Genomic DNA, 20,691 nt, shown 5'->3' on the forward strand with positions numbered 1-20,691 from the left:
GGGCCATCTTGCCGCAGCCCGCTCTCATGGCGCGAGACGCGCTGCGCGCGCTGTACCCGGATAATGGCCCCCGCCTTTGCCACCGAAGCCGACCGCCTTGACCTGGAAGACCCTGCGCCTGCCGCTGTTCGTGCTCCTCGTCGCCGCGCTGGGCTGGTCGTTCTGGCGCAGCGGCGGCTGGCTGCAGCTGTGCGCGGGGCTGGCGCTGTTCCTGTTCGGCCTGCAGTGCCTGGAAGACGGGCTGCGCCAGCTCGCCGGCGGCAAGCTGGAACAGCTGCTGGCGCGCAGCACCGGCACCCCGGCGCGCGGCCTGCTGTTCGGCATCGTCGGCACCACCGTGCTGCAGTCGAGCACGCTGGTGTCGCTGCTGGCGATCGCGTTCATCAGTTCCGGGCTGATCCAGCTGGCCGGTGGCATCGCGATCATCTTCGGCGCCAACCTCGGCGCGACCACCGGCATCTGGCTGCTGGCGCTGGCCGGACAGAACCTGAGCCTGTCGCCGCTGGCGCTGCCGCTGCTGGTGTTCGGGGTGATGGGCGGCTTCTTCGGGCCGCGCGGCAAGGCCACCGGGCGGGTGGTGATGGGCGTGGCCTTCATCTTCCTGGGCATCGACCAGATCCGCGCCGGCTTCGAGGCGATGGGCGGCAACATGGACCTGGCCGAAGCCGGCGGCAGCGGCTGGGCGCAGACCCTGCTGTTCGTGCTGGTCGGGCTGGTCGCCACGGTGGTGCTGCAGTCCACCCACGCTGTGCTGATGCTGGCCCTGGCCGCGCTGGCCGGCGGTCAGCTGCAGCTGGACCAGGGCCTGGCCATCGCGATCGGTTCCAACGTGGGCAGCAGCGTGAGCACCGCCTTCGTCGGCATGCTCGGCGGCAACCGCAGCGGGCAGCGGCTGGCGCTGGCGCACGTGCTGTTCAACGGGGTGACCGCGCTGCTGGCGCTGCTGCTGCTGGTGCCGCTGACCTGGACGATGCGGACGCTGGCCGGGCTGGCCGGCTTCGGCGACAACGCGCTGCTGCAGCTGGCGCTGTTCCACACCCTGTTCAACGCTGGCGGCGTGGCCCTGTTCTGGCCCTGGCAGGACCAGCTGGCGGCGTTGCTGCTGAAGTGGCTGCCCGAGCGCGACGAACCGGCGGTGCCGGCGACGGTGGCGATGGAAGGCGCCGCGCCGGTCGAGCGGCTGCGCGCGCGCCATCTCAGCGGGCCGGCGCTGGAGTCGGCCGATGCCGCATCCGCCGCCGTGGCGCTGGAACTGCGCCATCTGGGCGGGCTCAGCCTGGAGGTGATCTGCCAGGCGCTGGGCCTGCCGGCGGATCTTTACGCCCGCGCCGAGATCGACGATGCCCTGCTCGATGCGAGGCCACTGGCCGAGGCTTGCCACGACGTGGAGCTGCTCTACCAGCAGCGGGTCAAGGGCGTGTATGGCGACCTGCTCGGCTTCATGGGCCGGCTGGAGGCGCCGCTGGACCAGGAGCACCAGCGCTTCTGGGCCGGCAGCCAGATGGCGGCGCTGCAGCTGGTCAACGCGGTCAAGGACGCCAAGCACCTGCAGAAGAACCTCGGGCCACGGCTGCGCGAGCCGGACTCGGCGGTGCGGCAGGCCTACGTGGCGCTGCGCCGCAACCTGTTCGGCCAGGGCCGGGCGCTGCACGGCATCGCCCGCGCCGGTGATGGCGGCGCCAGCACGCTGCGGCTGGACGAACTGGACCGGCAGGCGGAGGCGTTCGACGCGCGGTTCCGCGATGACCTGTTCGAACAGGTGCGCAACGGCCGCTTCGATGGCCTGGAAGCCGGATCGCTGCTCAACGACCAGGGTTACGCCGAACGCATCTACCGCAGCCTGCGCCAGGTCTCCGCCTTCGCCGAGGAGCCGGCGTCGCTGCAGCGCCTGCGACAGCTTGCCGCGCACGGCGACGGCAGCCCGGAGACGCGCGACGGCAAGACCCGTCCACGGAACGGATAATTCCTGTACCCACAGGTTTAATATAGGGTCTGGATTCAGTATGAAGTGCGCATGATGCGCGGTTCGCACGTGCCGCCACGGATCGCCACCCCCTCCCGATGACCGCTCCGACCGCCCCCGCCGTCGTCCTGCAAGGCGCCCGCCTCGATCGCGGCTCGCGCACGATCCTGCGCGACCTCGACCTGGTGGTGCCGGCCGGCAGCATCACGGCCGTGCTGGGCCCGTCGGGCACCGGCAAGTCGACCCTGCTCGCCGCGGTGACCGGCGAACTGGTGCCGGCGACCGGTTCGGTGCAGGTGTTCGGGCAGCCGGTGCCGCGCGTGGCGCGCGCGCTGCTGGAGATGCGCAAGGGCCTGGGCGTGCTGCTGCAGGGCAACGGCCTGCTCACCGACCTGAGCGTGGCCGAAAACGTGGCCCTGCCGCTGCGCGCGCACACCGCCCTGCCCGAGCCGCTGCTGCAGCGGCTGGTGGCGATGAAGCTCAATGCCGTGGGCCTGCGCGCCGCCGCCGACCTGTATCCGCGCGAGCTGTCCGGCGGCATGGCCCGGCGCGTGGCGCTGGCCCGGGCGCTGGCGCTGGATCCGCCGCTGATGCTGTACGACGAACCGCTGACCGGGCTGGATCCCATTGCCTCGGGCGTGATCATGAGCCTGATCCGGCGGCTGTCGCGCAGCCTGGGGCTGACCAGCATCATCGTCAGCCACCACGTGCACGAGACCCTGCCGATCGCCGACCAGGCGGTGGTGGTGGCCAACGGCGGGATCGTCTTCGACGGCACCCCGGCGCAGCTGCAGGCCAGTTCCGACCCGCTGCTGCGGCAGTTCCTGGATGGCCAGCCGGATGGACCGATTCCGTTCGAGAGCGTTCCGCCGCGCCGCACGGAGGCCGCGTAATGGCCTTCGCCGCGACCGTGCAATCGCTGGGCCGCGCCGGCCTGTTCTCGCTGTCGGTGCTGCGCGCCTCGCTGCCCACGCGCGACTTCTTCGCCGAACTGGTGCGCGAGATCTACAAGATCGGCGGCCGCTCGCTGCCGATCATCGCCGTGGGCGGCGCGTTCGTGGGCCTGGTGCTGACCCTGCAGGGCTACCGCACCCTGACCACCTTCGGTGCCGCCGACGCGCTGTCCACCTTGCTGGGCCTGTCGCTGTACCGCGAACTGGGCCCGGTGCTGACCGCGCTGCTGTTCATCGGCCGCGCCGGCAGCTCCATCGCAGCGGAACTGGGGCTGATGCGCGCCACCGACCAGATCAAGGCGCTGGAGCTGATGGCGATCGACCCGGTGGCCAAGGCGGTGGCGCCGCGGTTCTGGGCGGCGGTGCTGTGCGTGCCGCTGCTGACGGTGTTCTTCTGCTCGCTGGCGATCAGCGCCAGCTGGTTCCAGGCGGTGCAGGTGCTGGGCCTGGACAACGGCACGTTCTGGTCGGCGCTGCAGGGCAGCGTCGATTTCTGGGACGACTTCGGCGTTGCGCTGCTGAAGTCGGCCGTGTTCGGCGGCACCGCGGCGCTGGTGGCGGCCTACGTGGGCTTCCACGCCGAGCCGACCATCGAGGGCACTTCGGTGGCGACCACCCGCGCGGTGGTCAACGCCTCGCTGCTGGTGCTGATGCTGAATTTCGTGATGTCGGCTTTGCTTTTCCAGTAGCCGCGGCGCTGTTCACCGCGTTGTTTCTTCGTTCAAACCGGTTCCTATAGGTAATCCCCATGGCAATCCGTGGTCCCAGGCTCGAATTCGCGGTCGGCGCCTTCCTCGTGCTGGCGCTGGTGTCGCTGCTGGTGCTGGCGTTCGCCTCGACCAACCGCCAGTTCGGCATCGGCGGCGGCAGCTACGAGCTGACCGCGCGCTTCTCCAACCTCGGCCAGCTGCGGCTGCAGGCGCCGGTGAAGATCGGCGGCGTGGTCGTGGGCCGGGTCGACCGGATCGACCTCGATCCGGTGAAGTTCGATTCCATCGTCACCCTGGCGATCGACAAGCGCTACGCCGAGCTGCCCGCGGACACCTCCGCCGGCATCTTCACCTCCGGGCTGCTCGGCGAAAGCTTCATCGGCCTGCAGCCGGGCGGCGATCCGGAAGCGCTGCGGCCCGGCGACGAGATCGCCTACACCCAGCCGGCGATCGACCTGATCCAGCTGGTCGGCAAGTACATGTTCGGCGGCGCCGGCGGTTCCGGCGCGGCCTCCCCTCCGCCGGCGGAAATTCCCGCCACGGAACCGCCCCCCACGGAAGCACAGTGACCATGAAGCCCCTGATCCTCTCCCTCGCCCTGGCCCTGCCGCTGCTGGCGGCCGCGCCGGACGCCGCCCGCGCCCAGCAGGCCACCGCCACGGCCCCCGCCGCGGCCGGCAAGCAGGTGGTCGCCAACGGCACCCGCATCCTCGACACCCTGCAGCAGCGCCCCGCCGAGTTCCAGAAGAACCCGGCCGCGCCCAAGGCCTTCGTCAACAGCGAACTGAGCGCCGCCTTCGACCGCGAGTACGCCGCGCGCCTGGTGCTGGGCCCGCACGGCCGCGGCGCCAGCGACGCCGACGTCAAGCTGTTCGCCGACGCGATGACCGACAACCTGATGCAGCGCTACGGCGCGGCGCTGGTCAACATCGAAGGCAAGCCGCGGATCCGGCTGAAGTCGGAAACCGCGCTGCCGGGCAACCGCGGCTTCAAGGTGTCCACCGAAGTGGTGCGCGACGGCGGCAACCCGATCCCGGTCGACTACCTGGTCCGCGACAACGGCGGCTGGAAGATCTTCGACGCGATGGTGGAAGGCGTGTCCTACGTGCAGACCTTCCGCAGCCAGTTCGACGCCCCGCTGCGGCAGAAGTCCATCGCCCAGGTCGCCGCCGACCTGCGCGCCGGCGCCCTGCAGCCGCAGGCGGAGTGAGCACGCACGCGACCATGGCCGGCCTGCAGTTGCGACGCGAAGGCGAGGTGCTGCACCTGGCCGGCGAGCTCGACCGCGCCGCGGCTACCGCGGCGTGGCCGTCGCTGCCGCCGTTGCTGGCCGGTATCCGCAGCATCGACATCACCGCGGTGACGCGCCTGGACAGCGCCGGGCTGGCGCTGCTGGCCGAAGCGATGACGTGCGCGGCCGCACAGGGCACCCCCCCGGTGCTGCACGGTGCGCCCGAAGGCCTGGCCGAACTGCGCGCGGCTTATCGCCTGGATGCCGCGCTGGGCTACGCGGACGCCGCTCCGTGATCGATCGCGTGCTGCGCCCGCTGGCGCCCGTTGCGCTGCTGCTGGCGCTGGCCGCCTGCGCCGGCACCCCCGGGCCGGCGGCGACGCCGCCTGGCGGCACGCCGGTGGCCGGCATGGCCGGTGCCACGGAAGTGGCGACCGGACCGGAGTCAGCCGCTTCCTCGTCCTTGCCGCCGGCGGGTGAGGGCGGCACTGTTGCCGCCACTGCGACGGAAGTTGGCGCCGGTGTCGAAGGCCCTGCCGATGCGGGTGCCGCCGCGGGTCCGGACGATGGTTCCGCTGCCATCGCAGCGGAGCCTCCGGCGGGCGCGGAAGCCGCCACCGCTTCCGGCGCGCCCACCGCGGCCGAGGACGACTACGCCGCGCTCTACGGCGAGGCGCCACCACTTGCGGATCCGGCCGTGGACACCGCCCCGGCCGCGGTCGCCTACGACCCGTGGGAGCCGATGAACCGCGGCATCCACGCCTTCAACAACATGGTCGACCGCGCCGTGGCCCGGCCGATCGCCCGCGCCTACGTGGCGGTGGTGCCGCAGCCGGTGCGGCTGGGCGTGACCAACTTCTTCGACAACCTGTCCTCGCCGCTGACCTTCGTCAACCAGGTGCTGCAGGGCCGGCCGCGCGACGCGGTGCAGACCGTGGGCCGGTTCCTGGTCAACTCCACGCTGGGCATCGGCGGCGTGTTCGACCCCGCCAGCGACCTGAAGATGAAGCGGCGCAGCGAGGATTTCGGCCAGACCCTGGGCATCTGGGGCTGGCGCAGTTCGCGCTACGTGGAGCTGCCGTTCTTCGGCCCGCGCACCCTGCGCGACGTGATGGGCCTGGCCGGCGACGCGCCGCTGTCGATGACGCCGCGGATCGAGGAAGACAAGGTACGCATCGCCCTGCAGGGCCTGCAGCTGGTGGACACCCGCGCCCAGCTGCTGGCGCTGGACGCGCTGCGCGACGCGGCGCCGGACGAATACGCGATCACCCGCGACGCCTGGCTCAAGCGCCGCACCTTCCAGATCGAGAGCGACCGCCGCAACCGGTCGCAGGACGGCGACCTTCCCGACTACCTGCGCGAAGAGGAAGAGGAAGAACGCAATCCGACCGTGCCGGCGAACGCGATGCCGATCCCGGTGACGGTGCCGTAACCGCCGCGCACGTGCGCATGCCGGATTCGCCGCCGCCCACGCCGGCGCCGATGCCATAACGCCGCGAAGCGCGTGCATGCCCTTTGTAGGAGCCCACTTCAGGGGGCGACCCGATGCGGCAGGTCGAAGCCACGCATGAACGCGCACCCATCCGGAGGATGTGCGTTGAACACCGCGTATCCAGGCGTTGCCAGGTCGCCCCCTGAAGTGGGCTCCTACAGGGGGTCTTCTTCGGGGTCGGGGTCGTCGGGGAGCGGGTCGCCGAGCAGGGCTTGCGCCTGTTCCTGGCCCAGCGTCTCCACCCCGCGCAGGCGGCGCTCGATGGTGCGGGTCTTGCGGCTGGCGTCGCCCAGGCTCTTGCCGACGGTGTTGATCTGCTTCTCGGCCCGCTCCAGGATCCCGGAGAACTTGCCGAACTCGCTCTTCACCGCGCCCAGCAGCGCCCACACCTCGCTGGAACGCTGCTCGATGGCCAGGGTGCGAAAGCCCATCTGCAGGCTGTTGAGCAGCGCCGTCACCGTGGTCGGCCCGGCCACCACCACGCGATGCTCGCGCTGCAGCGCATCGGTCAGCCCCGGGCGGCGGATGGCTTCGGCGTACAGGCCTTCGGTGGGCAGGAACATCACCGCGAAATCGGTGGAGTGCGGTGGCGCGATGTACTTGTCGCAGATGGACTTCGCCTGGACCCGGATCGCGCGCTCGAGCTGGGCGCCGCTGGTGCGCACCAGTTCCTGGTCGCCCTGTTCCTGCGCGTCGAGCAGGCGCTCGTAGTCCTCGCGCGGGAACTTGGCGTCGATCGGCAGCCACACCGGCGCATCGGCCTGGCCGCGGCCGGGCAGGCGCACCGCGAAATCGACCATCTCGCCACCCTCGGGACGGATCTTCACCCCGCGTGCGTACTGCTCGGCGGTGAGGGTCTGCTCGAGGATGTTCTCCAGCTGCACCTCGCCCCAGCCGCCACGGGTCTTGACGTTGGCCAGCACGCGCTTGAGGTCGCCGACCCCGGTGGCCAGCTGCTGCATCTCGCCCAGCCCGCGCTGCACCTGCTCCAGCCGCTCGGACACCAGCTTGAACGAGGAATCCAGGCGCGTGGTCAGCGTGCTCTGCAGCTTCTCGTCCACGGTCTCGCGCATCTTCTCCAGCTTCTGCGCGTTGTCGGCCTGCAGCGCGCGCAGCTGCTGTTCGAGGGTGGCGCGCATCTCGCCGATGCGCTGCTCGTTGCGCTGGGTCAGCTCGCGCAGCTGGGTGGAAAGGTTCCCGCTGGAGCGCTGTTGCGACTCGGCCGATTCCAGCCGGTGCTTGCGCGCGTCCTCGGTGAGGGTGTCGCGCAGGGTGTCCAGGCGGGCGTCGGTGCGGGTGCCCAGGTCGGCCAGGTTGCGCGCGAAGGCGTCGATGCGCTGGCCCTGGGTGGAGGCCAGGCCGTCCAGCTGCTGGCGCAGTTCCAGGCGGCCGTCGCGCTGCTCGGCGCGCAAGGCCTCCTCCAGCTGCGCCCGCACCCGCTCCAGCGCGGCCTCCGGGCGGCGCAGCAGCAACGCCAGCAGGAAGGCCAGGACCGCCAGCAGCAGGCCGGCGACCAGATAGAGCAGGGCGGTATCGGTCATGCGGACAGTCTAGCGGGGGCGGTCGCAGGGGTCGCGACCGGAGGCTGCGCCCGGCCATTCACGCGGCCCCAAGGCCGGCCGGGCCAGACTTGGCGGCATGGGCACCAGCACGCGCCACCCCATCCACCTCAAGCGCGCCTACGAAGAGCCGGCGCCGGGCGACGGCCAGCGCCTGCTGGTGGACGGGCTGTGGCCGCGCGGGGTGTCGAAGGAGAACCTCGCGGCGGAGGCCTGGCTCAAGGCGCTGGCCCCCAGCACCGCGCTGCGCAAGTGGTTCGACCATGATCCGGCACGCTGGGACACCTTCCGCGCCCGTTACTTCGAAGAGCTGGAGGCCAAGCCAGAGGCCCTGGCACAGCTGCGTGCCTACCGCGCGCGCGGTCCGGTAACCCTGCTTTACGCCGCCCGCGACGAAGAGCACAACAACGCGGTGGCGTTGCGCGACTACCTGCTGCGCGGACGGTGACGCGCCGGATGCGGCGAACCACGGTGCGGCGCAGATTGCCAGACGCACGCACTGGCACTTAGGCTGCGCCGGCCGGGCATTTTCCCGGCCATGTCACCGCCGCCGTCCGCGCACCGGAACAGATCCGCGCGCGACGGCCGCACCACCGCCAGCCCCGGGATCCCGATGACCGCCAGCACGCCGCTGCTCCTCACCTTCTGCGCCTACCTGCTGCTGATGGTCGGCATCGGCTTCGCCGCCTGGCGCCGCACCCGCACCTTCGACGACTACATCCTCGGCGGGCGCTCGCTGGGCAGCTTCGTGACCGCGCTGGCGGCCGGCGCCTCGGACATGAGCGGCTGGCTGATGATGGGCCTGCCGGGCGCGCTGTACCTGAGCGGCGCGTCGGAAGCGTGGATCGCGGTCGGCCTGGTCATCGGCGCCTGGTGCAACTGGCGCTGGGTCGCCGGGCCGCTGCGCGTCTACACCGAGCGCACCGAGAACGCGCTGACCCTGCCGGACTACTTCACCCACCGCTTCGAGGATGGCAGCCGCCTGCTGCGGATCCTCTCGGCGCTGGTGATCCTGGTGTTCTTCACCATCTACTGCGCCTCGGGCATTGTCGCCGGCGCGCGGCTGTTCGAGAGCCTGCTCGGGATCCCGTACGCGCAGGCGATGTTCTGGGGCGCCGCGGTGACGATCATCTACACCTTCGTCGGCGGCTTCCTGGCGGTCAGCTGGACCGACACCATCCAGGCCTCGCTGATGATCTTCGCGCTGCTGCTGGTGCCGGTGTTCGCGATCACCGGTGCCGGCGGCCCGTCGCAGGCGATGGTCCTGATCGAGCAGGTCGATCCGTCGCGCCTGCACTGGATCGGTGCCGGCGGCGCGATCGCCGTGGTGTCGGCCCTGGCCTGGGGGCTGGGCTATTTCGGCCAGCCGCACATCCTGGCGCGATTCATGGCCGCCGGCAGCCTGGCCACGATCCCGCGCGCGCGCCGCATCGCCATGACCTGGATGACCCTGTGCCTGGCCGGCGCGGTGGCAACAGGTTTCTTCGGCATCGCCTGGTTCGCCGCCCATCCGGAGGTGGCCGGTCCGGTGAACGCCAATCCGGAGCGGGTGTTCATCGCGCTGTCGGAACTGCTTTTCAACCCGTGGATCGCCGGCGTGCTGCTGTCGGCGATCCTGGCCGCGATCATGAGCACGCTGTCGGCGCAGCTGCTGGTGTGCTCGAGCGCGCTGACCGAAGACTTCTACCGCGGCCTGTTGCGGCCGAAGGCCTCGCATCGCGAACTGGTGTGGTTCAGCCGCTCGATGGTGCTGGCCGTGGCGCTGCTGGCGATCTGGATCGCACGCGACCCGGAAAGCCGCGTGCTCGGCCTGGTGGCCTATGCCTGGGCCGGGTTCGGCGCCGCGTTCGGCCCGGTCGTGCTGCTGTCGGTGTTCTGGAAGCGGATGACCCGCAACGGCGCGCTGGCCGGCGTGGTCGTCGGCGCGCTGACGGTGGTGCTGTGGAAGCAGACCGGCAGCGCGCTGTACGAGATCGTGCCGGGCTTCATCGCGGCCACCGTGGCGATCGTGGTCGTCAGCCTGCTCGGCAAGGCGCCCTCGGCGCCGGTGCAGGCCCGCCACGAGCAGGTGCGGGCCACGCTGCGCGAGAACGGGTACTGACCGCGGCCCGGCATTGCCGGGCCCGGCTCAGTCCAGCACCCGGCAGAACACCGCCTTGAGGTAGCGCGACTCGGCCACGTTGGCCAGGAACGGGTGGTCCGGCCCGGCGCCGGACACCTTCAGCACCTGCACGGTGCGCCCGGCGTAGAACGCGGCGCGGCGCAGCATGTCGAGGAACTGCTCCTCCGACACCAGCCCGGTGCAGGAGAAGGTGGCGAACAGCCCGCGGGGCTTGACCACGCCGAGCGCCAGCTTGTTCATGTCCAGGTACTTCTTCAGCGCGGGGATGACCTGGTCGCGGTCGCGGGTCATCTTCGCCGGGTCCAGGATCACCGCGTCGTAGCGGTCGCCGCGGTTGGCCGCGTCGCGCAGCCACGGGAAGATGTCGGCCTGGACGAACTTCGGGCGCACGCTGTTGAGCTTCGCGTTGCCCTTGGCGATCTCGATCACGTCGGCATCGATGTCGATGCCGGTGACCTCGGCCGCGCCACGCGCCGCCGCGTACACGGCGAAACCCCCGGTGTTGCAGCACAGGTCGAGCACGCGCTTGCCGGCGACCTGCTGCGAAAACCACTGCCGGTTCTCGCGCTGGTCGGCGAAGAAACCGGTCTTGTGCGCCCCGGCCGGGTCGGCGCGGAAGCGGATGCCATGCTCGGTGATCACCGCCGGCTCCGGCGAGCCGCCCTCGCTGTACACCGGGCGGTAGTCGAAGCTCTCCTGCTTCTGCACGTGCTCGTCGGCGAAGCTGTAGATGCGCGCGCCGTCGAAGTGCCGGCGCAACGCCGCGTAGATCCACTCGCGGTGGCGGTACATGCCGGCGCTGAAGAACTCCACCACCAGCAGGTCGTCGTAGCGGTCCACCACCAGCCCGGAGAGGCCGTCGCCCTCGGCGTGGACCACGCGCCAGGCGTTGGAGACCTCGTCCAGCTTCAGCACCTCGCGGCGCAGGCCCACGGCCGCACCGATCTTGCGCTCGAACCAGCCGGCATCGACCTGCACCGCCGGATCGGTCTCCAGGATGCGCAGCGCGATCCGCGAATGGCCGTTGTAGAAACCGCGGCCGATGAACTGGCCGTCGACGTCGAAGGCATCGACGATCTCGCCCGGCCTGGGCTTCTGCGCCGGCTTCTCGACCAGCTTCTGGAAGATCCAGGGATGGCTGGAACGCCAGGCGTTCTTCAGCCGCACGGTGGGGTTGGGGGTAGTCATGCGGCAATTGTACGGGCCGCGGCTCCGGGCTGGCCCGCGCATACCGCGGAGCATGGCCCGCCGGCCGCACCGCGGCGGGCGCCGGCCGGCAAAACACGCGACAATACGGGGGTTCCGCCGCCGCCGGACCCGCCGCGCCCCGCGCCCGCCCCCGTCCCGGCCGCCTCCTGTTCTGTCACTCGATCCGCAAGAGAGCCCCCGCAGACCATGTCGAACCCGCCCAAGATCATCTACACGCCCACCGACGAAGCCCCGTTCCTGGCGACCCAGTCGCTGCTGCCGATCGTGCAGGCCTTCGCCGGCACCGCCAGGATCCAGGTCGAGACCCGCGACATCTCGCTGGCCGGCCGCATCCTGTCGCAGTTCCCGGACTACCTCGGCGACGCGCAGAAGATCGGCGACCACCTGGCCGAGCTGGGCGAGCTGGCGACGAAGCCGGAAGCCAACATCATCAAGCTGCCCAACATCTCCGCCTCGGTGCCGCAGCTCAAGGCCGCGATCAAGGAACTGCAGGCGCAGGGCTTCGCGCTGCCGGACTACCCGGACGCGCCGAAGGACGAGAAGGAAAAGGACATCCAGGCCCGCTACGACCGCACCAAGGGCAGCGCGGTGAACCCGGTGCTGCGCGAAGGCAACTCCGACCGCCGCGCGCCGGCCTCGGTGAAGAACTACGCGCGCAAGCATCCGCACCGCATGGGCACGTGGAGCCGGGATTCGAAGACCCACGTGGCGCACATGGACGGCGGCGACTTCTACGGCAGCGAGCAGTCGGCCACGGTCGCGCAGGCCGGCGCGCTGAAGATCTCGCTGCACCAGGCCGACGGCCAGGTCGTGGTGCTGAAGGAGAAGACCGCGGTCAAGGCCGGCGAGATCGTCGATGCCTCGACTCTCAGCCGCAAGGCGCTGGCGACCTTCGTCGCAGCGCAGGTGGCCGACGCGAAAGCTCAGGGCGTGCTGTTCTCGCTGCACCTCAAGGCGACCATGATGAAGGTCTCCGACCCGATCATGTTCGGGGTGGTGGTCTCGGAGTTCTACAAGGACGCGCTGGCGAAGCATGCCGACGCGCTGGCCTCGGTCGGCTTCTCGCCGGACAACGGCATCGGCGACCTGTACGCGCGCATCGCATCCCTGCCCGAAGCGCAGCAGGCAGCGATCAAGGCCGATGTCGAGGCGGCATACGCCACCGGCCCGGCCGTGGCCATGGTCAACTCCGACAAGGGCATCACCAACCTGCACGTGCCCAGCGACGTGATCGTCGACGCCTCGATGCCGGCGATGATCCGCGACTCCGGCCGCATGTGGAACGCCGAAGGCAAGCTGCAGGACACCAAGGCGCTGATCCCGGACCGCTGCTACGCCGGCGTGTACCAGGTGGTGATCGAGGACTGCAAGGCGCACGGCGCGTTCGACCCGACCACCATGGGCAGCGTGCCCAACGTCGGCCTGATGGCGCAGAAGGCCGAGGAATACGGCAGCCACGACAAGACCTTCCGCATCCCGGCCGACGGCAGCGTGCGCGTCACCGACGACGCCGGCCAGGTCGTGTTCGAGCACAAGGTCGAGGCCGGCGACATCTGGCGCATGTGCCAGGCCAAGGACGCGCCGATCCAGGACTGGGTCAAGCTGGCCGTCAGCCGCGCGCGCCTGAGCAACACCCCGGCGGTGTTCTGGCTGGACAGCGCGCGCGCGCACGACCGCCAGGTGATCGCCAAGGTCGAGAAGTACCTCAAGGACCACGATACCGACGGCCTGGACATCCGTATCCTCTCGCCGGTGGAGGCGACGGAGTTCTCGCTGCAGCGCATCCGCAAGGGCAAGGACACCATCTCGGTGACCGGTAATGTCCTTCGCGACTACCTGACCGACCTGTTCCCGATCCTGGAGCTGGGCACCAGCGCCAAGATGCTGTCGATCGTGCCGCTGATGGCCGGCGGCGGCCTGTTCGAGACCGGCGCCGGCGGTTCGGCGCCCAAGCACGTGCAGCAGTTCGTCGAGGAGAACTACCTGCGCTGGGATTCGCTGGGCGAGTTCCTGGCCCTGGCCGCCTCACTGGAGCACCTGGCCGAACAGACCGGCAATGCCGCCGCCGGCGTGCTCGCCGCCGCGCTCGACCAGGCCAACGGCCTGGTGCTGGACAACAACCGTTCGCCGGCGCGCAAGGTCGGCGAGCTGGACAACCGCGGCAGCCACTTCTACCTGGCCCTGTACTGGGCGCAGGCGCTGGCCGCGCAGGACCAGGACGCCGGCCTGAAGGCGAAGTTCGCGCCGCTGGCCAGGGCCCTGGCAGAGAACGAGGCGAAGATCGTCGGCGAGCTCAGCGGCGCGCAGGGCAAGGCGGTGGACATCGGCGGCTACTACCACCCCGACCTGGCCAAGGCCGGCGCGGCGATGCGGCCGTCGGCGACCTTCAACGCCGCGCTGGCCGCCCTCTAGCCCCCTCGCGGTTACGCCCCCTGTAGGAGCCCACTTCAGGGGGCGACCCGACGCCGTCGGGATACGCCACGTTCAACGCGACGTCTCCGGACCGGTTGCGTTGAACACCGCTTCACCCAGCTCCATCGGGTCGCCCCCTGAAGTGGGCTCCTACAGGAAAGGGGCGGCAGCGCCTAAGATCGGGCCATGCCCAACGCCGCCGCCATCGCCGCGCTGATCCGCGACGCCTTCGACGACTACAACGCGCGCTTCGCCGCGACCAGCCGCCGTGCACGCGGACGCTTCGAGGCGCGCGACTGGGCCGGCGCGCGCGCCGACGCGGCCGAGCGCCTGGACCTGTACGACGCCTGCATCGACGAATGCAGCCGGCGCCTGGCCGCGCAGCTGGACACGCAGGCCCACGACCGTGCGCTGTGGAGCGCGGTGCGCGACGCGTTCGCCACGCTCGTGGCCGGCGCCATCGACGGCGAGCTGTACAAGACCTTCTACAACACCCTGACCCGGCGCTTCTTCCGCACCCGCGGCGTGGACCCGGCGATCGAGTTCGTGGCCCTGGACATCGAGCCCACCGACGCGATCACCCGCCCGGTGGCGCGGCACGCCTACGCGGTGTCCGAATCGCGACCGACCGACGCCTTCATCCGCGTGCTGGAAAACCAGCGCTTCGACGCGCCCTGGGCGCACCGCACCCGCTGCGCGGCGGCGATCGCGGTGCGCCTGCAGGACGACCTTGCGCACTGGGGCGAGCACCCGGTGCGCGGGATCGAGCTGCTGGACACCGTGTTCTTCCGCGAGCGCCGCGCCTACCTGGTCGGGCGCGTGTTCGGCGAGCACCGCTTCTCGCCCTGCGTGATAGCGCTGGTGAACGGCACCGACGGCATCCGCGCCGAAGCGGTGCTGACCCGCCGCGCCGACGTGGCCCAGCTGTTCGGCGTATCGCGCAGCTACTTCCAGGCGGATTTGCCGACGGTGGGCGATGCGGTGGTGTTCCTGCGCTCGCTGCTGCCGCACAAGCCGATCGACGAGCTCTACACCGTGCTCGGCCGCGCCAAGCAGGGCAAGACCGAGCGCTACCGCAGCTTCTTCCGCTACTTCCACGCCCATCCGGCCGAGCGGCTGGTGCGCGCCGAAGGCACGCCGGGCATGGTCATGGCGGTGTTCACCCTGCCCGGGCAACCGCTGGTGTTCAAGGTGATCCGCGACCGCTTCGCCTGGCCGAAGACGACCACGCGCGAGGAAGTGGAGGCGCAGTACGAGCGCGTATTCCGCCTCGACCGGGTCGGGCGCCTGCTCGATGCGCAGCCGTTCCGCCACCTGCGCTTCCCGCGCGAGCGCTTCGAACCTTCGCTGCTGGCCGAACTGCGCGACAGCTGCGCGGCCAGCCTGGCCGAGGACGGCGACGACATCGTGCTGCGGCTGTGCTACGTGCAGCGCCGGCTGCGGCCACTGGACCTGTACCTGCGCGAGCAGACGCCCGAAGGCGCGCATGCGGCGGCACTGGACTACGGCCAGGCGATCGTCGACCTGGCCCGCAACGACATCTTTCCCGGCGACATGCTGCTGAAGAATTTCGGCGTCTCGCGCCACCGCAAGGTGGTGTTCTACGACTACGACGAGATCATGCCGGTCAGCGGATGCCACTTCCGCGAGTGGCCGCAGCCGGCCAGCTTCGAGGAGCAGATGGCGGCCGAGCCGTGGTTCCACGTTGCGCCCGGCGACGTGTTCCCGGAACGCTTCGCCCAGTTCATGGGCCTGCCGGCGCCGCTGGCCGCGGCGCTGGCGACCGTGCACGGCCAGCTGTTCCGGCCGCAGTGGTGGCGGCAGCTGCAGGCGCAGCTACGCGACGGCGAATGGCCGGACATGCCGCCGTACCCGGAAGCCTTGAAACTGGCGTAGAGCACGGCGGACGCATTCCTGTAGGAGCTCCCTTCAGGGGCGACCCGACGCCGCAGGAACAACGCCGCGCTGAACGCGCACTTCCGGCGATTGTCGTGTTGACCGTCGTATCCCCGACGCCTTCGGGTCGCCCCTGAAGGGAGCTCCTACAGGAAGGGCCGGACGCGCGTGCTAGGCTCGCGCCACGTCCGCACCGGAGACCCGAGATGATCCGTACCCCGATGTCCTTCGCCTCCCTGCTCGCCATCGCCCTCGCCGCCGCGGTACCGGGCGCGGATGCCGCCAAGCCCGCCGACGCCGCCACCGTGCCCGCACCCGATGCCACGCTGCAGGCCGCCATCGACGGCAGCTGGCGCGACCCGGCCAACACCGCGCGCGACCAGTACCGGCATCCCGGGCAGACCCTGGCGTTCTTCGGCATCAAGCCGGACATGACCGTGGTCGAGATCTCCCCCGGCGGCGGCTGGTATGCGGAGATCCTGGCGCCGTACCTGAAGGAGCACGGCAAGTACGCAGCGGCGATCGTCGATCCGGCGGCCTACGAGGCCGGCCGCCAGCGCGACTACTACCAGAAGGGCAAGGACGGGCTGGCGAAGAAGTTCGCCGACGCGCCGGCGCAGTTCGACCAGGCCACCGTCGTCGCCTACGACCCGAAGGCGCCGTCGTTCGGCGCGCCGGGCTCGGCCGACATGGTGGTGACCTTCCGCAACGTGCACAACTGGCGCGGCGCGGGCCAGGCCGAGGGCATGTTCAAGGGCTTCTACGACGTACTCAAGCCCGGCGGCGTGCTCGGCCTGGCCGAGCACCGCGCCAAGGGCGACGTGCCGGCCGACGACAAGAGCGGCTACGTCGGCCAGGACCAGGTGATCGCGATGGCCGAGGCCGCCGGCTTCAAGCTGGACGCCACCAGCGAAGTCAACGCCAACCCGCGCGACACCAAGGACCACCCCAACGGCGTGTGGACCCTGCCGCCATCCAACAACCACCCCGAAGCCGAACGCGCGAAGTATCAGGCGATCGGCGAAAGCGACCGGATGACGCTGCGCTTCGTGAAGCCGCGCGGGGAATGAAGTGAAGAGTGGGGGGTGTGGGCCGCCGCCGCGGCCCCGCGCCCTTGAAGCCACCGCGGCTCCCCCGCGCCCCCATGACGACCGGCTTCGATCCGTACATGCAGCCGCGGCCACCCGCGGCCACGGCCTGGACCCGGAACGGTCCGGTGGCCCTCGGCCTGGTCGCCACGCCCGCCCACGCATGCTGATCGCCTTCAACAAACCTTATGGCGTGCTGTGCCAGTTCACCGACCGCAGCGTGCCGCCGCGGCCGACCCTGGCCGGCTTCGGCCTGCCGCCCGGCGTGTACGCGGCCGGGCGCCTGGACCACGACAGCGAAGGGCTGCTGCTGCTTACCGACGACGGCGCGCTCGCGCACCGGCTCACCGATCCGCGCCACAAACAGGCCAAGACCTACTGGGTGCAGGTGGAGGGCGATCCGCGGCCGGAACAGCTGCAGGCGTTGCGGCAGGGCGTGCAGCTCAACGATGGTCCGACCCTGCCGGCGAAGGTCGGCCGGCTCGATCCGGCGCCGGCACTGTGGCCGCGCGATCCGCCGGTGCGTTACCGCAAGACCGTACCCGATGCCTGGCTGGAGATCGTCATCACCGAAGGCCGCAACCGCCAGGTGCGGCGCATGACCGCGGCGGTGGGCCTGCCGACGCTGCGGCTGGTGCGCGTGGCGATGGGTAGCCACTCGCTCGGCCCGGCGGGCGACACCGGACACTGGCTGCAACCCGGCCAGTGGCGCCTTTTGTAGGAGCCCACTTCAGGGGGCGACCTAGTGGCAACGAAACACGCTGCGTTCAACGCGGCCGCTCCGGAAATCACGCGTTCAACGCAGCAGCCTTCAGACGGCATCGGGTCGCCCCCTGAAGTGGCCTCCTACAGGTGAAGCCGACGGCAGCAGAATCGCCCGCCGAGGCTTCAGGCCCTGGTCGAGGTCCGGCGCGTGCGCGTGGTGCGGCTGCGCGTGGCGGTGCCGCCGGCTTCGCGCGGGATCCGCAGTGATTCGCCGTCGATCGGCTGCTGCAGGTCGCGCTCGCGCTTCTTGCGGTACAGCACGTAGGCCAGCACGCCGGCACCGACCACCGCCGCGGCGGTGGCCACCGCCACCGGATGGCGCCGCACCGTGCCGCGGGCCACGCTGAAACCGGCCTTGGCCGCGCCCAGCGCCGCGCCGGTCCTGATCCACTGCTCGGCGCCGACGCCGGCATCGCGCAGGCTCGCGCCGGCATGGCGCAACCCGGCGCCGGCGTGCCCGGCCAGTTCCAGGGCGCGGTCGGAAATGATGGTCAGCTTGCTCATAGGAAATCCCCGGGAGGAGGGTGGGAGGCATCGCCAGTGTCGGCGATGGCATGTGGACGATACGTCAGCGGCGGCGGCGGCAGGCCGCGAGCCGGGTGCGGCGATGGCCGCGGTTCATCCGGCAGCGCAAGGCAGGTCTTGGGAGTCCCGGAGCCTGGCACCGTCGCCACGGGTTGCGGTGCTTCACGTCCCCCGCGGCTTCGCCCGGTGCGTCGCCGCCGCGCTCCACGGATCTTCCGGCCACGGGTGCCGCGGGTAGCGCCCCTTCATCTCCTTCCTCACCTCCGGGTAGGTGCGGTCCCAGAAGCTGCGCAGGTCGCCGGTGACCTGCAGCGGCTTGCCGCCGGGCGAGAGCAGGTGCAGGGTCAACGGCACGCGGCCGTCGGCGATGCGCGGTGTGTCGGCCAGGCCGAACAGTTCCTGCAGCTTCACCGCCAGCACGGGCGGCTGCGGCACGCCTTCGTGGTCGAGCGCGTATTCGATCCGCCGCTCCATGCCCGAGGGCACGCCGATCCGCGACGGCGCATGGCGTTCCACCTGCTGGCGCAGGCTCCATTCCAGCGGCGACTTCAGCGCTTCGCCGAGTTGGTCCTCCGACAGCGCATCGAGCCGGGTCTTGCCGGCGAAGGCGGGCTTCAGCCAGTCGTCCAGCGTGGCCAGCAATGCCATGTCGGAGACATCGGGCAATGCCAGCTCCGGCATCCACGCCCGCAGCGAAACCACGCGTGCCTGCCACTGGCGCAGCGATTCCGTCCACGGCAGCGCTTCCAGGCCCAGTTCGCGCACCGCGTCCGCCAGTGCCTGCGCGGCCTGCGCCGGATCCACCCGCCCCGCGGGGCGGCTGTCGAGCACGATGCGGTCGAAGCGCGATTCGCGCCGCGCCACCAGCGCACGCCGTTCCGCATCCCACACCGCGCCTTCGTGGTCGACGAAGCGGGCGGGGAAATCACGGCGCAGGCGGGCCTCGTCCACCGGCGCGGCGCGCAGCAGCAGCGCATCGCCGCGCGGTTCGAAGCGCAGCTCGCTGGCCACCAGCCACGGCTCGCCGCGCAGGGCGCTGTCGTCGAACAGCTTCGCGGTGCGGCCGTTGGCGAGCTGGTAGCGCAGCGGATCGGACGGATGGCGCGCGGCGATGCGGTCGGGGAAGGCATGGGCGAGCAGGTCGCCGAGTTCGTGCGCTTCGATGTCGGCGGGTGGCGCGGCTTCGCTGCGCAGGCGGCGGCGCCACTGCTTCGCCGCCGCGTCGATCGCGGCCAGCGCGGAACGACCGGCGTCGGGTGGCACGCGGCCGCTGCGGAAAGCGGCCAGCGCGCGCCAGCGGCCGGCCAGGGCATCGCTGCGGCTGCGCAGCGGGTCGCGCGCTTCCAGCAGCGCGGCCAGGTCGGCGGCCAGCGCCTGTTCGCGCGGCCCGCGCGCAGCCTGCAGCATCGCCGCCAGGCGCGGGTGCGTGCCCAGGGCGAGCATGGCGCGGCCGGCGGCGGTGATGCGGCCATCGGCATCCAGCGCATCCAGCCGCTGCAGCAGTTCGCGCGCGGCGGCCAGGGCGCCGGACGGCGGCAGGTCGACGAAACGCAGCGCGTCGCTGCCCCAGGCCGCCAGTTCCAGCGCCAACCCGGCCAGTTCGACCTGGGCGATTTCCGGCCGGCGCTGTGCTTCGAGCCGCTGCGATTCCGGCCACAGCCGCCAGGCCCAGCCCTCGGCGACGCGCCCGGCGCGGCCGGCGCGCTGGTCGGCCGAAGCCTGCGAGATCGCGACCGCATCCAGGCGCGAGAAACCGCTGTTGGGATCGAAGCGCGGCTCGCGCGCCAGGCCGCTGTCGATCACCACGCGCACGCCGGGCAGGGTCACCGAGGATTCGGCGACATTGGTGGCGAGGACCACGCGGCGGCGGCCGTCGGGCGAAGGCTGCAGCACGCGCGACTGCTGTTCCACCGGCAGTTCGCCGTGCAGGGCGAGGACCTCGATCCCCGGCGGCAGCGCAGCGGCTTCCAGCGCGGCCTGCACCCGCGCGATCTCGCGTTGCCCCGGCAGGAACACCAGCACATCGCCGGGATGCTTCGCCAGCGCGCCTTCGACCGCACGCCGCGCCTGCGTCTCCATCGATTCCTCACGCCGCGCCGGGAAGTGCGACACCTGCACCGGGAAGCTGCGGCCTTCGCTGGATAGCCGCGGCGCATCGAGCAGGCGCGCGAGCCGTTCGCCGTCCAGCGTGGCCGACATCACCATGAGGCGCAGGTCCTCGCGCAGCTGCGCCTGCACGTCCAGGGCAAGGGCCAGGCCGAGGTCGGCGGACAGGTGGCGCTCGTGGAACTCGTCGAACAGCAGCGCGCCGATCCCTTCCAGAAGGGGATCGTCCTGGATCATGCGGGTGAGGATGCCTTCGGTGACCACCTCGATCCGGGTGCGTGCGGACACCCGGTTCTCGAAGCGGATCCGGTAGCCGACGGTGCCCCCCACCTCCTCGCCGAGCTGGCGGGCCATGAACATCGCGGCGCTGCGTGCGGCCACGCGGCGCGGCTCCAGCATCACGATCCTGCGGCCTTGCAACCATGGAGCGTCGAGCAGGGCCAGCGGCACCTGGGTGGTCTTGCCGGCGCCGGGCGGAGCCTCGAGCACCAGGCGCGGGTGCGCGGCGAGGCTGTCGCGGATCGCCGGCAGCAGCGGGGCAATGGGGAACGAAGCGGAATCCATGGGCGCAAGGATACGGGGCCGCCCACTGTAGGAGCGGGCATGACCGCGACCCGGCGTCTGCGGCACAGGCGACGTCATCGCCATTCCGACGTTCGT

17 protein-coding genes are annotated in these 20,691 nt (G+C 71.2%); 13 read left to right on the forward strand and 4 right to left on the reverse strand.

The annotated features are described in order from the left end of the window. Positions 1–97: 97 nt before the first annotated feature. The 7 genes from CSC64_RS04850 to CSC64_RS04880 all read left to right on the forward strand — a co-directional run bounded on the left by CSC64_RS04850 (position 98) and on the right by CSC64_RS04880 (position 6,289). Positions 98–1,963, forward strand: coding sequence for a Na/Pi cotransporter family protein (locus CSC64_RS04850; protein ID WP_162434195.1), 1,866 nt, complete (start codon positions 98–100; stop codon positions 1,961–1,963). 98 nt (positions 1,964–2,061) lie between these two features. Beyond that, the gene (locus CSC64_RS04855) at positions 2,062–2,856 is read left to right on the forward strand and encodes an ABC transporter ATP-binding protein (protein ID WP_162434196.1); all 795 of its coding nucleotides are present in this window, start codon (positions 2,062–2,064) and stop codon (positions 2,854–2,856) included. Further along, the gene (locus CSC64_RS04860) at positions 2,856–3,605 is read left to right on the forward strand and encodes an MlaE family lipid ABC transporter permease subunit (RefSeq protein WP_162434197.1); all 750 of its coding nucleotides are present in this window, start codon (positions 2,856–2,858) and stop codon (positions 3,603–3,605) included. Before CSC64_RS04855 ends, CSC64_RS04860 begins: the two co-directional genes overlap by 1 nt. A 59-nt stretch (positions 3,606–3,664) precedes the next feature. Further along, positions 3,665–4,195 (forward strand): outer membrane lipid asymmetry maintenance protein MlaD, encoded by a 531-nt coding sequence (gene mlaD / locus CSC64_RS04865; RefSeq protein WP_162434198.1) that lies wholly within the window; start codon positions 3,665–3,667, stop codon positions 4,193–4,195. Between the two features lie 2 nt (positions 4,196–4,197). Further along, positions 4,198–4,836, forward strand: coding sequence for an MlaC/ttg2D family ABC transporter substrate-binding protein (locus CSC64_RS04870; protein WP_162434199.1), 639 nt, complete (start codon positions 4,198–4,200; stop codon positions 4,834–4,836). Between the two features lie 14 nt (positions 4,837–4,850). Continuing rightward, complete coding sequence (locus CSC64_RS04875; RefSeq protein ID WP_162434229.1) at positions 4,851–5,153, forward strand: STAS domain-containing protein; 303 nt, start codon at positions 4,851–4,853, stop codon at positions 5,151–5,153. A gap of 113 nt (positions 5,154–5,266) precedes the next feature. Next, positions 5,267–6,289 carry an MlaA family lipoprotein gene (locus tag CSC64_RS04880; protein WP_162434230.1) on the forward strand — a complete coding sequence of 341 codons (1,023 nt, stop codon included), beginning with the start codon at positions 5,267–5,269 and terminating at the stop codon, positions 6,287–6,289. Between the two features lie 215 nt (positions 6,290–6,504). Here CSC64_RS04880 and CSC64_RS04885 read toward each other — a convergent pair whose 3' ends face one another. Then, positions 6,505–7,890, reverse strand: a complete 1,386-nt coding sequence (locus CSC64_RS04885; RefSeq protein ID WP_162434200.1) for a DNA recombination protein RmuC — start codon at positions 7,888–7,890, stop codon at positions 6,505–6,507. A gap of 97 nt (positions 7,891–7,987) precedes the next feature. Between CSC64_RS04885 and CSC64_RS04890 the strand changes: the two genes are divergently transcribed. Beyond that, positions 7,988–8,356: a DUF488 domain-containing protein gene (locus tag CSC64_RS04890; protein ID WP_162434201.1), complete on the forward strand. Its 369-nt coding sequence runs from the start codon at positions 7,988–7,990 to the stop codon at positions 8,354–8,356. A 165-nt stretch (positions 8,357–8,521) separates the two neighbouring features. Next, positions 8,522–10,009 carry a sodium/proline symporter PutP gene (gene putP / locus CSC64_RS04895; RefSeq protein ID WP_162434202.1) on the forward strand — a complete coding sequence of 496 codons (1,488 nt, stop codon included), beginning with the start codon at positions 8,522–8,524 and terminating at the stop codon, positions 10,007–10,009. Between the two features lie 27 nt (positions 10,010–10,036). On the opposite strand, the gene CSC64_RS04900 is transcribed toward putP, so the two are convergent. After that, positions 10,037–11,218: a class I SAM-dependent rRNA methyltransferase gene (locus tag CSC64_RS04900; RefSeq protein ID WP_162434203.1), complete on the reverse strand. Its 1,182-nt coding sequence runs from the start codon at positions 11,216–11,218 to the stop codon at positions 10,037–10,039. Positions 11,219–11,425: 207 nt separating this feature from the next. On the opposite strand from CSC64_RS04900, the gene CSC64_RS04905 reads away from it, so the two are divergent. From CSC64_RS04905 to CSC64_RS04920, 4 genes are all read left to right on the forward strand, one after another. Then, positions 11,426–13,651, forward strand: a complete 2,226-nt coding sequence (locus CSC64_RS04905; protein ID WP_162434204.1) for an NADP-dependent isocitrate dehydrogenase — start codon at positions 11,426–11,428, stop codon at positions 13,649–13,651. A 186-nt stretch (positions 13,652–13,837) separates the two neighbouring features. Continuing rightward, on the forward strand, positions 13,838–15,547 hold the full coding sequence (gene aceK, locus CSC64_RS04910; protein WP_162434205.1) for a bifunctional isocitrate dehydrogenase kinase/phosphatase: 1,710 nt from the start codon (positions 13,838–13,840) through the stop codon (positions 15,545–15,547). A gap of 206 nt (positions 15,548–15,753) precedes the next feature. After that, on the forward strand, positions 15,754–16,617 hold the full coding sequence (locus CSC64_RS04915) for a class I SAM-dependent methyltransferase (protein ID WP_162434206.1): 864 nt from the start codon (positions 15,754–15,756) through the stop codon (positions 16,615–16,617). Positions 16,618–16,798: 181 nt separating this feature from the next. Next, positions 16,799–17,356, forward strand: a complete 558-nt coding sequence (locus tag CSC64_RS04920) for a pseudouridine synthase (protein WP_162434207.1) — start codon at positions 16,799–16,801, stop codon at positions 17,354–17,356. Positions 17,357–17,523: 167 nt separating this feature from the next. Here CSC64_RS04920 and CSC64_RS04925 read toward each other — a convergent pair whose 3' ends face one another. Beyond that, positions 17,524–17,904 carry a hypothetical protein gene (locus CSC64_RS04925; RefSeq protein WP_162434208.1) on the reverse strand — a complete coding sequence of 127 codons (381 nt, stop codon included), beginning with the start codon at positions 17,902–17,904 and terminating at the stop codon, positions 17,524–17,526. Between the two features lie 183 nt (positions 17,905–18,087). Continuing rightward, positions 18,088–20,595, reverse strand: coding sequence for an ATP-dependent helicase HrpB (gene hrpB, locus CSC64_RS04930; RefSeq protein ID WP_162434209.1), 2,508 nt, complete (start codon positions 20,593–20,595; stop codon positions 18,088–18,090). Positions 20,596–20,691 lie beyond the last annotated feature (96 nt).

This window comes from Pseudoxanthomonas koreensis, assembly GCF_010093225.1.
GTDB lineage: Bacteria > Pseudomonadota > Gammaproteobacteria > Xanthomonadales > Xanthomonadaceae > Pseudoxanthomonas > Pseudoxanthomonas koreensis.